Source organism: Haloferax sp. Atlit-10N, from assembly GCF_003586325.1.
Lineage (GTDB): Archaea > Halobacteriota > Halobacteria > Halobacteriales > Haloferacaceae > Haloferax > Haloferax prahovense.
On the sequence record NZ_PSYX01000002.1, the window covers coordinates 717,508 to 730,677 of the forward strand.

Here is a 13,170-nt window from a genome sequence, read left to right on the forward strand (position 1 = left end):
CACATGTCGGCACGGGACAGTGTCCGGCGAGCGGTCGCGGACGACTGAGCAGTCGGATTCGAACACCTTCCGGTCGTACATACGTTCTCCCGTGCGAGAACGCGGAGATGCGTATTTGTGGCGGGAGCGCCTCTGACAGAAGGGAGTCAGTATGGACTGGGAGCGAACGGTCGGCGGCTACGCGCTCGTCATGGGAGCCGTGACGCTCGCCATCTGGGTGTTGACCGTCGAGCACGGGTCCGTCATGGAACCGCGGACCGACCCGTTCGCGCTGTTCGCGTCGCTCGTGTTGGGCGGGCTGACCGGCGTGTCGCTGCTGGCGACGGGCGTCGGACTCGTTCGGAGCCAGCTGTGGGCGCGGCCGCTCAGCCTCGTCGCCTTCGGTCTGCTGTTCGCTGGCGTCATCGACAGCGCCGGCTACTACGCCGGTGTCGGACGAGTCGGCGTCGTCGTGGCGCTGTTCGTCGTCTGTCTCACCACGCTCGCGGCGCTCGGGTGGTCGCTCGTCGACGCCCGGAACCGGGCGCGGCGGGCGGCGTGGTGAGTCCGCGTCCGACCAGTGCGCGGCGCTCCGCAACCACTAAACGCGCCTCGGTCCTCCTTCCGGTAATGGTAGACTGGACGGAGAAGTACCGCCCATCGACGCTCTCCGAGGTCCGCGGCAACAACAAGGCCCGCGACGCCCTCGCGGAGTGGGCCAAGACGTGGGACGACCACCGGGAGGCCGTCGTCGTCCACGGGAGCCCGGGCATCGGAAAGACCTCCGCGGCCCACGCGCTCGCCGCCGACATGGGCTGGGAGACGGTCGAGCTGAACGCGTCGGACCAGCGGACCGGCGACGTCATCGAACGCTTCGCCGGCCGCGCCGCCAAGAACGCGACGCTCGCCGGTTCCTCCGCGGGCACGTCCACCCGGCAGTTGGTCATCCTCGACGAGGCCGACAACATCCACGGCAACTACGACCGCGGCGGAGCCAGCGCCGTCACCCGCCTCGTCAAGTCGTCGAGCCAGCCCATCGTCCTCATCGCCAACGAGTTCTACGACATGAGCCGCGGGCTTCGGAACGCCTGTCAGGAAATCGAGTTCCGCGACGTGTCCGCCCGCTCTATCGTCCCCGTCCTCCGCGACATCTGCCGCAAGGAGGGACTGGAGTTCGAGTCCGACGCCCTCGACCGCATCGCCGAGATGAACAGCGGCGACCTCCGGTCGGCCGTCAACGACCTGCAGGCCATCGCCGAGGGCCGCGAGAAAATCACCGAGGAGGACGTGGTCATGGGCGACCGCGACCGCTCTGTCGGCCTGTTCGAGTTCCTCGACGCCGTCCTCAAGGAAAAGTCCGCACAGGAGGCGCTCTACACCGCCTACGACGTGGACGAGACGCCCGACGACCTCACGAAGTGGGTCGAGGACAAGGTCTCGCTCGTCTACGAACCCGACGAACTCGCCCGCGCCTACGACTTCCTCGCCAACGCCGACCGCTGGCTCGGCCGCGTCCGCGCCACGCAGAACTACTCCTACTGGCGCTACGCGACCGACAACCTCGCCGCCGGCGTCGCGGCCTCCCGCGACCGGACCCGCGGCGGGTGGACGCGCTACGGCGGCGCACCCTACCGCTCGACCCGCGACAAGACCCGCGACACCGTCGTCCGGAAAATCGCGGAGCAAGGTGGCTTCAGCATGGCGACCGCCCGTCGCGAGGTCCTTCCGTACCTCTCGGCTATCACCCACCACTGCAAGCCCCGCGAGCTGACCGTGGCCACGGCCGCCTACTACGAGTTCGACGAGTCCCACGTCTCTTTCGTCACCGGGAGCGGCGAGACGACGAACAAGGTCCAGTCCATCGTCGAGGACGCCGGCGAACTCCGCGAGGAACTGGTCGAAGCACACGCCGGCGGCGCGTTCGCCGGGATGGAGGACGTGGCCATCGAGGGCGACGCCGCGGCCGCCGACGGCGATGGTGGCGGCTCCGACGACGTGCTCGACCGGGACGCCGACGTCGACGAGTCGGCCGAGAGCGACGAGACCGACGCGTCGACCGACGACGGACAGTCCGGCCTCGACGACTTCTTCTGAGCGGGCCAGCCGTCTCGTCTCCGCCGCACCGACGCCCGAGATTGACGCCACGCGGAGCTTTTTCAGGTCGCCCGACGAACCGCGCGTATGAGAGCCGCAGTCCTCCGCGAACACGGTGAACCGCTCGACGTGACCGAAGTCCCCGACCCGACGTGCGACTCCGACGGCGTCGTCGTCGAGGTCGAGGCCTGCGGCATCTGCCGGAGCGACTGGCACTCGTGGATGGGCCACGGCGAGTGGGCAAACGACGCCGTTCCGTCCGGACAGATTCTCGGCCACGAGCCCGCGGGCCGCGTCGTCGAAGTCGGCGAGGGCGTCGAGACAATTGCGGAGGGCGACCGCGTCGCCTTGCCGTTCAACCTCGCGTGCGGTTCGTGCGGCTACTGCCGGACCGGCCACGGCAACGTCTGCACGGGCGACCACCCCAACGCCCTCGGCTTCGAACTCTCCGCGCAGGGCGCGTTCGCCGACTTGGTGCATCTCCCCTCCGCCGATTACAACGCGATTCGGCTCCCCGAGAGCGTCTCGCCGACCGACGTGGCCGCGCTCGGCTGTCGGTTCATGACCGCCTACAACGCCCTCGACGCCCGCGCCGGCCTCCGCGCGGGCCAGTGGGTCGCCGTCCACGGCTGCGGCGGCGTCGGCCTGTCGGCGATTCAGGTGGCGAACGTCCTCGGGGCGCGCGTGGTCGCGGTCGACGTACGCGATTCCGCGCTGGACGCCGCGACCGACCTCGGAGCCGACGCCGTGGTCAACGGCTCGGCGGAAGACCCCGTCGACGCCATCCGGGGGCTGACCGACGGCGGGGCGCACGTCTCGCTCGACGCGCTCGGCGTTGCGGAGACCTGCCGAAACTCGGTTCGGTCGGTCCGGCCGCGGGGCTCGCACGTGCAAGTCGGGCTGACGACCGAGGCCGAAAAGGGGAACGTGTCGCTGCCGACCGACTGGATGACGAGACACGAGGTGTCGTTCCTCGGGGCGCGCGGGATGCCGCCGACGAGCGCGGACGACCTGCTCTCGCTGCTCGCGTCGGACGCGGTCGACCCCGGGTCGCTCGTGACGAAGACCGTCTCGCTCGACGAGGTTCCCGGGCGGTTGGCCGCGATGACCGACTACGACACCGTCGGCGTCGAAGTGATGGTTCCGTAAAACAGCGGTCGTCGGTTCGGATGCCCGTTGCCCGCTCAGGGCGTCGGCGTCGGCGCCCGACGTTTTTCTGACGACTCGTCGTCGGCCAGTCCGCGCCAGACGACCTCGCCGCAGTCCGGGCAGTCGAGTCGGACCGCACGGCCGTCGCGCACCTGTTCGGGCCACTCGTCGATACCGGCGGCGCGACCGCAGGTCTGACAGAAGAGAACGGTCTTGGTGTGTTCGCAATCGGGCGGTTCGTGACTGAATTCGCGGGGAGCGTAGTTCATGCCGCAGCAAGCGGCGTTTCGGGGGATAAGCTTGTTGGATGAATCCGGGTGTGTGCCCGGCTACCCCGGCTCAGAGCAGTTTCGAGAGGAACTGCTTGCCGCGGTCGGTCTTCGGGTTCTCGAAGAACACCTCGGGCGGCGAGTCCTCGACGACTTGGCCGTCGGCCATGAGGACGATGCGGTCGCCGACCTCGCGGGCGAAGCCCATCTCGTGGGTGACGACGAGCATCGTCATCCCCTCCTCGGCGAGGTCGTGCATCACGTCGAGCACCTCCCCGACGAGTTCGGGGTCGAGGGCGCTCGTGACCTCGTCGAACAGCATCACGTGCGGGTCCATCGCGAGGGCGCGGGCGATGGCGACGCGCTGTTGCTGGCCGCCGGAGAGTTGGTTCGGGTAGGAGTTCGACTGCGCGCGGAGGCCGACGCGGTCGAGCAGTTCGTCGGCGCGGCGCTCGGCGTCGCCTTTCTTGAGACCCTTGACCTTCGTCGGGGCGAGCGTCACGTTCTCCCGCGCCGTCTTGTGCGGAAAGAGGTTGAAGCTCTGGAACACCATGCCGATTCGCTGGCGCAGGCGATTGATGTCCGCGTCGGCCGCGGAGATGGACTGGCCTTCAAGTCGAATCTCGCCGTCCTGAATCTCTTCGAGGCGGTTCGCACAGCGGAGGAGCGTCGATTTCCCGGACCCCGAGGGGCCGATGATGACGCACACTTCGCCCTCTTCGACGTCGAGGTCGACGTCTTTCAGGACGTGCGTCTCGCCGAAGTACTTGTCAACCTCGTCGAATTCGAGGAGACTCATCGGCGGTCACCCCCCCAGTCCGAGCGGGCTTCGAGGTAGCTGACGATTTTGCCGAGCGGAACCGTAATCATGAGATAGGCGATGGCGACGAGGATAATCGGCGTCCACGGGTCGAACGTGGTCGAGTTGACGTTGCGAAACGCGCTGATGAGTTCCGGAACGGCGATGACCGTCAGGAGCGAGGTGTCCTTCACGAGGATGACCTGGTCGTTGCCGATGGCGGCGAGCGCGTTGCGCCACGCCTGCGGCAGGACGACCTCGCGCATGCCCTGCACGTAGGACATCCCGAGCGAGCGGGCGGCCTCCATCTGTCCCTCCGGGACGGCGTCGATGCCGCCGCGGACGGCCTCGCCGACGTAGGCGGCGTGGTTGAGCGTCAGCCCGATGATGGCTGTAGGGTACTGCCAGTTGGAGATAGGGAACTGCCCCGGCGGCCAGAACGCCGGAATCCCGACGTAGATGACGAGCAACTGGAACAGAAGCGGCGTCCCGCGGAAGAACTCGACGTAGGCGGTCGCGACGGCGTTCGTGAACCCCGTGTTCGACACCCGACCGAGTCCGACGAAGATGCCCGCGGTAACGGACAACAGACTCCCGACGAGGATGATGGCGAGCACTCGCAGGAACGCGTTGACGAACTGCGGGTGGATGATCTCCACGAAGAGTTCGAAATCGACCTGGGTGAAGATAATCGCCGCGATGAATCCGCCGACTCCGAGCGTGAATAGCCCCGCGATGGCCGCGCCCAGTCGTCTGAGCGTTTTGTCGTTCAAAAACTGCTCTTGGTACTCACCGTCGCCGGTTCGTCCCTCGGAGTAAGATTCAGCCATTGGTAGTATTTCTCACGGTAGTGGGATAAAAAAACGCGTCCTGGTCGAATTATCCGGAGAAGTACTCCGAGTAGATCTCGTCGTACGTCCCGTTGTCGCGGATGGTCTCCAGCGCGCCGTTGACCTCCTCGCGGAGGTCGTCGTCGTCCTGCCGGAAGCCGATGCCGTACTCCTCGACGGTGAGGGTGAGGTACGGCGGGGCGTTCTCCTTGCCCTGTTCTTCGGCGGCACCGGCCCCCTCGAGGAACCGGACGTTGTCGCTCTGCTCGACGAACGCGGCGTTGACGGTGTTGTCGTTGACGACGGCGCTGACCTGGTTGTTCCGGAGCGCGTCGAACGCGCCGGTCACCTGGTCGTAGCTCTGAATCGTCAGGTCGCCGCCGAACTCCTCTTTGAGGCTGGTCGCGGCGCTCTCGCCGGTCGTCCCCTTCTGGACGCCGACGGTGACGCCCCGGAGGTCCTCCTTCGAGGAGATGTCGCTCTGGTTGAGGACGATGACCGTCTGGTACGCGGTGAAGTACGGGTCCGAGAAGTCGATCTGCTCCGCGCGGTCCTCCGTGATTGTCATCGCGGACATGATGACGCGGAAGTTCCCGTTGTTGAGCGAGGGGATGATGCTGTCGAAGCTCGTCTTCTGGAACTCGTGTTCGTAGCCGAGTTCCTCTGAGAAGACCGCCTCCGCGATGTCGACGTCGAAGCCGACGAGTTCGCCCTCGGTCGTCTCGTACTCGAACGGACGGTACGGGATGTCCGAGCCGATGGTAATCGTCTCGCTACCGCTGCCGCCGCCGCCGAGACAGCCGGCCAGCGTGAACGCGGCCGCGGCCCCGGCGGAGCCCTTCAGAAAGGTACGACGTTCCATAACAGCCATCAGGTAGCACAGCCCCGTATAACACTTCTTCGGTCCGTTCATCAATTCGTTCCGATATTGACGAAAAATATCCGGGAATTGTGTAGATGGGTGGGATATATCTCCAACCGCGAAACGGAGTCAGCCCCTTCGTGGGTCTCGGATTGCCGTACAACTTCTGGCGATACTGTTGTGACTTTTGCCGCGATTAGTGCGAGTATTGAAGCCAGCTCCGACAAGCGGGCGAGCGCACGACCAATCAGGTTGCGGTCCGCTCGTCAGTCCGCGTCGTTCGTCGCGCCGGCCTGCGGTACCGGAAGCCCACCGCGGACGAGCACCGCCGCGCCGACGACGAGGACGAGCGCGAGGACCGTCCCGCCGAGGTGGGCGAGTTCGAGCGCCGGACCGTACACCTGCCGGCCGGCGATGAGGAGCGCGACGACCACGACGCTCGCGGGCGCGGTGACGAATCTGAGCCGACCGTAGGCGTCCGCTCGCGGGCCGTGGGCGGTGTTCGCCCAGAGGGTGACCGCGAGGAGCGCGGCGTAGGTGGCGAGGCCGACGACGTAGTAGACCGCTTGCGTCGTCGGGCCAAAGGAGACGAACGCGTGGGGCGCGAGGACGAGCATGACGGGCGCGCCGACGAGCGCCAGTCTGACCGCGTCGGCGATGCGGGGGATGCCGCGGTCGACGAGCCCCCACGCCGCGGCGGCGACGACGGCGGTGAAGATGGACGTCGCGACCACGTAGTGGGCGGTGAGGATGACCCACTCGTACTCGGTGACGGTGAGCGCCCCGAGGACGATTTGGAACGGGAGGATGACCGTGGCGACGACGAGCGCGTAGCGGACGCCTTTCGCGACGCCCTCGCGCCACGCCTGCACGGTCGTCCCGAGGATGAGGAAGCCGGTGAGCATGGCGACGAGGCGGTGGAACCACTCGATGAAGCTGCCCCAGTTGGCCGGGAACAGGCCGAGGAAGCCGTCGCAGAACGGCCAGCGCCCGGCGCAGGTGAGGCCGGCCCCCGAGGCGGCGGTGTACACGCCGAGGACCATCAGGACGCCGGTCATCGCGGCGGCCCCCGTGAGGAGGCGGCGAAGCCGAGGTGTCATACGCGTGGCTCAGGACCGCGCGAACTTATATTTCGTCGGTATGGTCCTCGAAGGCGTCAGCCCGGAACGAAGTCCCACGGCTGGCACCAGTCGGAACCGGCCGGCCCCGGACGACCCGACGGGCTTCGTCCCACTTGTCCGAGCCGTCCCATTCAAGTCGGTTCGGTTGGACCCGCGAACATGGACGAGCGACTCGAATCCCGAGCGGACCGACTCGATGGCTACCTCGACGACAACGGCCTCGAAGCGGTCTGGTTCGCCCGACCGAACTCCTTCGCGTGGCTCCTCGGCGGCGACAACGTCGTCGACCGCGACTCGCCTTTGGGCGTCGCCGCCGCCGGCTACGACGGCGACGAGTTCCACGTCGTGACAGACAACATCGAAGCGGAGCGCCTGCTCCACGAGGAAGTACCCCACGAGGACGTTCGCGTCCACCGCTTCCAGTGGTACGAAGGCTCGCTGGCGTCCGGCGTCGAGGCGGTCTCGCCGACCCCCGCCGCCGCCGACTTCGACGTGCCCGGCTTCGAGAACGTGGACGCCGCGGCCGTTCGCCAGCCGCTTTCCGACGCCGACATCGAGGCCTACCGCGAACTCGGCCGCGACGCGGCGAGCGCCGTCGAGCGGGTCTGTCGCGAACTCGAACCGGGTGACACGGAACACGAGGTCGCCTCCGGCCTGAAAGTCACGCTCAGCGCGATGGGCATCGAAGCGCCGGTTGTCCTCGTCGGCAGCGGGCGGCGGGCCCAGAAGTACCGCCACTACACGCCCAAACAGGAGGAACTCGGCGACTACGCGCTCGTCTCCGTGACGGCCCAGCGCGGCGGCCTCTACGCGAGTTGCACGCGAACCGTCGCGTTCGACGCGCCCGAGTGGCTCGAAACCCGCCACGAAGGAGCGATGCAGGTCGAGACGGAGGCGCTGGCGGCGACCCGAGAGGCCGCCGTGGAAGGCGGAACCGCCGGCGACGTGTTCGACGCCATCCGCGACGCCTACGACTCGGTCGGCGAGTCCGAGGAGTGGCTGAACCACCACCAGGGCGGCGCGGCCGGGTTCGCCGGCCGCGAGTGGTTCGCCACGCCCGACGCCGACGACGAGGTCCACGCGCCGATGGGCTACGCCTACAACCCGACCATCCAGGGGGCGAAAAGCGAGGACACGGCGCTCGTCACCGACGAGGGCGTCGAAGTGCTGACCACGACCGGTCGCTGGCCGACCAGGACCGTGACCGACGCCGAGGAGACCATCGAACTCGAACGCCCGGAAATTCTTCACATCGAAACGGAGTAATTTTTCGAGCGCGACGGCGTCGATTCACCGTCCCGACCTCGCCGCCGTCCGGTGAGTGTTCGACTATTGTCGAAGTCAAAATTCGACGTTGTTGAATAGCTTTTTGCCCCCTGCGTGAGGACGTGTGGGTCATGGGACTGGACGACGACTCACGGGAATATCACAGACAAGACCCACCCGGAAAAATCGAGATTGCGACGACGAAGCCGACGAACACGCAGCGCGACCTGAGCCTGGCGTACTCGCCGGGCGTGGCCGCGCCGTGTCTCGACATCGCGGAGGACGAAGACGCCGCCTACGAGTACACGGCGAAGGGCAACCTCGTCGGCGTCGTCTCGAACGGCTCCGCCGTCCTCGGGCTGGGGGACATCGGGGCGCAGGCGTCGAAGCCGGTAATGGAGGGTAAGGGCGTGCTGTTCAAGCGCTTCGCCGACATCGACGTGTTCGACGTCGAACTCGACATCACCGACGTGGACGACTTCGTGGCGGCCACGAAGGCGATGGAGCCGACGTTCGGCGGCATCAACTTAGAGGACATCAAGGCCCCGGAGTGCTTCGAAATCGAACGACAGCTCCGCGAACAGATGGACATCCCCGTGTTCCACGACGACCAGCACGGCACGGCCATCATCTCCGGTGCGGCGCTCCTCAACGCCGCCGACATCGTGGACAAGGACCTCGACGACCTCGAAATCGTCTTCTCCGGCGCGGGCGCGTCAGCGCTCGCGACGGCGCGGTTCTACGTCTCCCTCGGCGCGAAAAAGGAGAACATCACGATGTGCGACTCCACGGGCATCATCACCGAGTCGCGCGTCGAGGCGGGCGACGTCAACAAGTACAAAGCCGAGTTCGCACAGCCGGTCGACGAGGGCTCGCTGTCGGACGCCATGGAGGGCGCGGACGTGTTCGCTGGGCTCTCGGTCGGCGGCATCGTCAGTCAGGAGATGGTGCGGTCGATGGCCGACAACCCCGTCATCTTCGCGATGGCGAACCCGGACCCCGAAATCACCTACGAGGACGCGAAAGAGGCCCGCGAGGACACCGTCATCATGGCGACCGGGCGCTCCGACTACCCGAACCAAGTCAACAACGTCCTCGGCTTCCCGTTCATCTTCCGCGGCGCGCTCGACGTGCGCGCCACCGAGATTAACGAGGCGATGAAGCGCGCGGCCGCCGAGGCGCTCGCCGAACTCGCCCGGCAGGACGTGCCCGACGCGGTCGTCAAGGCCTACGGCGACCACCCGCTCCAGTTCGGTGCCGACTACGTCATTCCCAAACCGCTCGACCCCCGCGTGCTGTTCGAAGTCGCACCCGCGGTCGCGCAGGCGGCGATGACCTCCGGTGCGGCCCGCAAGCGCCTCGACATGAACGCGTACCGCGAGCGCCTCGAAGCGCGTCTCGGGAAGTCCCGCGAGATGATGCGCGTCGTCCTCAACAAGGCGAAGTCGCACCCCAAGCGGGTCGCCCTCGCCGAGGGCTCCAACGAGAAGATGATTCGCGCCGCCTACCAGATGCAGGAGGAGGGCATCGCCGAGCCCATCCTCGTCGGGAAGACGACGACGATTCTGCGCAAGGCGGAGGAGTTGGGTCTCGACTTCGACCCGACCATCGCCAACCCCCGCGACGGCGAGTGGGACCACTACGTCGACCGCCTCTACGAGCTTCGCCAGCGCAAAGGAATCACGAAGTCCGAAGCGGAGGAACTCGTCCGCCGCGACTCGAACTACTTCGCCAGCGTCATGGTCGAGGTCGGCGACGCGGACGCGATGCTGACGGGGCTGACTCACCACTACCCCTCCGCACTTCGCCCGCCGCTCCAGATTATCGGCACGGCCGACGACGCCAACTACGCGGCCGGTGTCTACATGATGACGTTCAAGAACCGCGTCGTCTTCTGCGCCGACACGACGGTCAACCTCGACCCCGACGAGGAGATTCTCGCGGAAATCACGAAGCACACGGCGGAGCTGGCCCGCCAGTTCAACGTCGAACCCCGCGCGGCGCTGCTCTCGTACTCCAACTTCGGCAGCGTCACGAACGAGGGGACGCGCAAGCCCCGCGACGCCGCGGCGCTCCTGCAGGACGACCCCGCCGTTGACTTCCCGGTGGACGGCGAGATGCAGGCCGACACCGCCCTCGTCGAGGACATCCTCGAAGGCACCTACGACTTCGCGGAGCTCGACGACCCCGCGAACCTGCTCGTGTTCCCGAACCTCGAAGCGGGTAACATCGGTTACAAGCTCCTCCAGCGCCTCGGCGGCGCGGAGGCAATCGGCCCGATGCTCGTCGGCATGGACAAGCCGGTCCACGTCCTCCAGCGCGGCGACGAAGTCAAAGACATCGTCAATCTGGCGGCGACGGCAGTCGTGGACGCGCAAGAAGAAGAGTAACTGACGACCTCGGTTCTGCTTTTTCGGCGAGTCGTTCACCCGAACTCGACCCACGCGACGGCGACGCCCAGCCCGAGCGCCGACGGGGCCGCGTAGAGCGCGAACGTCGCCGAATCCGGCGGCGAGAAGCACGCGGCGAAGGCGACGAGACAGAGGAGCGACAGCCCTCTCGTCCCACCGGCGAGTCGACGAGAGAGCGCGCCGGCGCGGCGTAATCCGAGCAAGAGCGGGGCGACGGCCGCGCCGCCGCCGACCGCGGCCGGGAAGAACAGTTCGAGTTCGAGCGCCGACTGGCGCGAGCCGGCGGCCACGCGACCCCATTCGACCAAGAGGTCGAAGAGCGCGGGCGCGACCTGACGCGCGGCGGCGGTTCCGACGAGGAACCCCGCGGCGGCGAGCGCGAACCAGCCCCACGCGGCGCGGATATCGACTGCGGGGTCGCGGTCGGCGAGAAACACGAGCGAGGCGCCGGCGGCGAGGAGGCCGGCGAGCACGCCCAGTTCGAGGCGAACGAGCAAGGTCGGGTCGCCGGCGGTAACGACATCCGTCGAAACACCGGCGGTCGGTGAGACGCCGGCGGCCGGTGACAGGGTTCCGGGGTCCCGGACGGCGGCGAAGACGAAACCGGCCGTCAAGAGGCTGATGGCGGCGAGTTGGCGTGCGTGGCGTCTCGCGGCCGCGCCGAGCGGCGAGAGCCCGCGTCGCCGGGGGTCGAACGCGTCGACGGTCTCCGCGGAGTCCATGCGATAGCGTCGTCGCTCCGCGTTGTCAACTTTTTGACGATGAAGTGACCGGCAGTCGGCAGGGCGACGGTAGGGCGAGACGGGTGGGACCGCTCGCGCTCGGCGGCCCACCGGATGGGCGGGGCGAACGGGTCGTCGTCGACGCCTCGCGCTCAGTCGCTCGCGCGTCCCTCGAACCGCGAGGGCGGGAGATAGCTCACGTCCGTGCCGGAGTCCGCCTCGAACTCCGGCGGGTCGGGGAGCACGCAGCGGTCGGGCCGCCGGTTGACGTGTTCGTACTCCCCCGGCGCGTTCGCCAGCGGGTGCGCGGGGTTCTCGCGGCTATCGATTCGCGCGGCGCGAAGCTCTTCGAACCCGGCGATGCGGGCCTGAATCCCCCGCCAGTGGTGTTCGCTGCCGGCGGGAACGACGATGCGCTTCGGCGACTTCCAGTCGGGATGGTCGCCGGCGAGCACCGCGTTGTTGACGTTCGCGGCGAGGTCGTCGTGGTCGACGAGGACGCCGACGCGAGCGCCCGGCGGCGCGCGATTGGCGAGCACGTCCAATCCGAGATGGAGCGCGCGATACTCCGAGACGTTGTTGTCCGGCGGCACGTCTGGGAGCGCGATACGGGCGACTCGCTCGCCGTCGCGGGTCTCTATCACCGCACCGAGTCCGCCGCCGTTCGGGCGGTACGACCCGTCCGTCGCGACGTAGAAGTGTCGTTGGTGCGTGCGCGGCGGGTGTGCGATGTGGGGCGTCGGCGACTCGTCGAACAAGTCCCGAAGTGTGGGACGGCCGGTCACGGCCATACGAATCGTTCGGCGATAGTCCCTAATAAACGTACCCCGTGTTCGGGGGGTGATGACTCGGGAGCATAACTGTGCACAATATATGGGCAGAACGCTATGCGGGGGCCGAATCACAGGCAATGGATATAAGAACGACCGACGCAATCTACCTTCGATGGCTGATACCAATTCACACATTAGTCGGCGGTCGTACATGAAGTTGGCAGGCGGCGCGGCGGCGTCGGCGGCGCTCGCGGGCTGCTCCGGTGGCGGCGGCGAGGAGACCGAGACCACCGAAACGACGACGACCGGCGGCGAGGAGACCGAGACCACCGAAACGACGACGACCGAGGACAGCGGTTCGTTCGACGTGACCATCACGCAGGGCCAGATGCCCTCCGGCCTCGACCCCCACGACCACCGCGAGACGACGACGGACATCGTCGTCCTCCACGCGTACGAGGGCGTCCTGACCCGCGACGCGGCGGGGTCGATTCAGACCGCGCTGGGGACGAACTACGAGCGCATCGACGGGGAGAATGCGGTCCGATTCGACCTCCGCGAGGACGTCACGTTCCACAACGGCGACGAACTCACCCCCGAAGACGTCGCGTACAGCATCAACCGCGTCGTCGACGAGGAGGTGGGCTTCGCCAGTCCGCAGAGCGACCAACTCGCCGGCGTCGCCGGCGCGGAAGTCATCGAGGGCGAGAACGCCGTCAAGGTCAACAACTCCTCGCTCAACCCCATCGTGTTCTCCGAGTTCGCAACCTATAGTATTCGTTAGAAGTAATTACTCACTTTTGGGACCGAAAGCTGGTCAAGAGCGGCGTCTATCGCTGTCGTTAACTCGTCAAGTGAGTCGAAAAATCGGTTGCTCAACGCTGCTTGAAGCTGT

12 protein-coding genes and 2 pseudogenes are annotated in these 13,170 nt (G+C 67.2%); 6 read left to right on the forward strand and 8 right to left on the reverse strand.

Annotated elements, in window-relative coordinates; all coding sequences use genetic code 11:
* Positions 1-151 precede the first annotated feature (151 nt).
* The 3 genes from C5B91_RS10580 to C5B91_RS10590 all read left to right on the forward strand — a co-directional run bounded on the left by C5B91_RS10580 (position 152) and on the right by C5B91_RS10590 (position 3,222).
* Entirely contained in the window at positions 152-544 is a 393-nt protein-coding gene (locus C5B91_RS10580; protein WP_115819543.1) for a hypothetical protein, read from the forward strand.
* Between the two features lie 65 nt (positions 545-609).
* Complete coding sequence (locus C5B91_RS10585; protein WP_115819542.1) at positions 610-2,073, forward strand: replication factor C large subunit; 1,464 nt, start codon at positions 610-612, stop codon at positions 2,071-2,073.
* A gap of 87 nt (positions 2,074-2,160) precedes the next feature.
* Positions 2,161-3,222 (forward strand): zinc-dependent alcohol dehydrogenase family protein, encoded by a 1,062-nt coding sequence (locus tag C5B91_RS10590; RefSeq protein WP_115819541.1) that lies wholly within the window; start codon positions 2,161-2,163, stop codon positions 3,220-3,222.
* Positions 3,223-3,257: 35 nt separating this feature from the next.
* On the opposite strand, the gene C5B91_RS10595 is transcribed toward C5B91_RS10590, so the two are convergent.
* The 5 genes from C5B91_RS10595 to C5B91_RS10615 all read right to left on the reverse strand — a co-directional run bounded on the left by C5B91_RS10595 (position 3,258) and on the right by C5B91_RS10615 (position 7,040).
* Positions 3,258-3,491: a hypothetical protein gene (locus C5B91_RS10595; protein ID WP_049967673.1), complete on the reverse strand. Its 234-nt coding sequence runs from the start codon at positions 3,489-3,491 to the stop codon at positions 3,258-3,260.
* Positions 3,492-3,561: 70 nt separating this feature from the next.
* Positions 3,562-4,290, reverse strand: coding sequence for an amino acid ABC transporter ATP-binding protein (locus tag C5B91_RS10600; RefSeq protein ID WP_008095525.1), 729 nt, complete (start codon positions 4,288-4,290; stop codon positions 3,562-3,564).
* On the reverse strand, positions 4,287-5,120 hold the full coding sequence (locus C5B91_RS10605) for an amino acid ABC transporter permease (protein ID WP_004975207.1): 834 nt from the start codon (positions 5,118-5,120) through the stop codon (positions 4,287-4,289). Before C5B91_RS10605 ends, C5B91_RS10600 begins: the two co-directional genes overlap by 4 nt.
* 49 nt (positions 5,121-5,169) lie before the next feature.
* Entirely contained in the window at positions 5,170-5,982 is an 813-nt protein-coding gene (locus C5B91_RS10610) for a basic amino acid ABC transporter substrate-binding protein (protein ID WP_008095523.1), read from the reverse strand.
* Between the two features lie 266 nt (positions 5,983-6,248).
* Positions 6,249-7,040, reverse strand: coding sequence for a COX15/CtaA family protein (locus tag C5B91_RS10615; RefSeq protein ID WP_008095522.1), 792 nt, complete (start codon positions 7,038-7,040; stop codon positions 6,249-6,251).
* A 222-nt stretch (positions 7,041-7,262) separates the two neighbouring features.
* Between C5B91_RS10615 and C5B91_RS10620 the strand changes: the two genes are divergently transcribed.
* Together C5B91_RS10620 and C5B91_RS10625 are read left to right on the forward strand one after the other, a co-directional pair.
* Positions 7,263-8,369, forward strand: a complete 1,107-nt coding sequence (locus C5B91_RS10620; RefSeq protein ID WP_008095520.1) for a Xaa-Pro peptidase family protein — start codon at positions 7,263-7,265, stop codon at positions 8,367-8,369.
* Between the two features lie 131 nt (positions 8,370-8,500).
* The gene (locus C5B91_RS10625; RefSeq protein WP_049967675.1) at positions 8,501-10,759 is read left to right on the forward strand and encodes an NADP-dependent malic enzyme; all 2,259 of its coding nucleotides are present in this window, start codon (positions 8,501-8,503) and stop codon (positions 10,757-10,759) included.
* Between the two features lie 35 nt (positions 10,760-10,794).
* On the opposite strand, the gene C5B91_RS10630 is transcribed toward C5B91_RS10625, so the two are convergent.
* Positions 10,795-11,502 carry a hypothetical protein gene (locus C5B91_RS10630; RefSeq protein WP_115819540.1) on the reverse strand — a complete coding sequence of 236 codons (708 nt, stop codon included), beginning with the start codon at positions 11,500-11,502 and terminating at the stop codon, positions 10,795-10,797.
* A gap of 152 nt (positions 11,503-11,654) precedes the next feature.
* Positions 11,655-12,293 (reverse strand): hypothetical protein, encoded by a 639-nt coding sequence (locus C5B91_RS10635; protein ID WP_008095516.1) that lies wholly within the window; start codon positions 12,291-12,293, stop codon positions 11,655-11,657.
* Positions 12,294-12,492: 199 nt separating this feature from the next.
* Here C5B91_RS10635 and C5B91_RS10640 point away from each other — a divergent pair.
* Positions 12,493-13,047, forward strand: a pseudogene (locus tag C5B91_RS10640) (ABC transporter substrate-binding protein); the annotation flags it as partial.
* A gap of 8 nt (positions 13,048-13,055) precedes the next feature.
* Here C5B91_RS10640 and C5B91_RS10645 read toward each other — a convergent pair.
* Positions 13,056-13,170, reverse strand: a pseudogene (locus C5B91_RS10645) (IS630 family transposase); the annotation flags it as partial.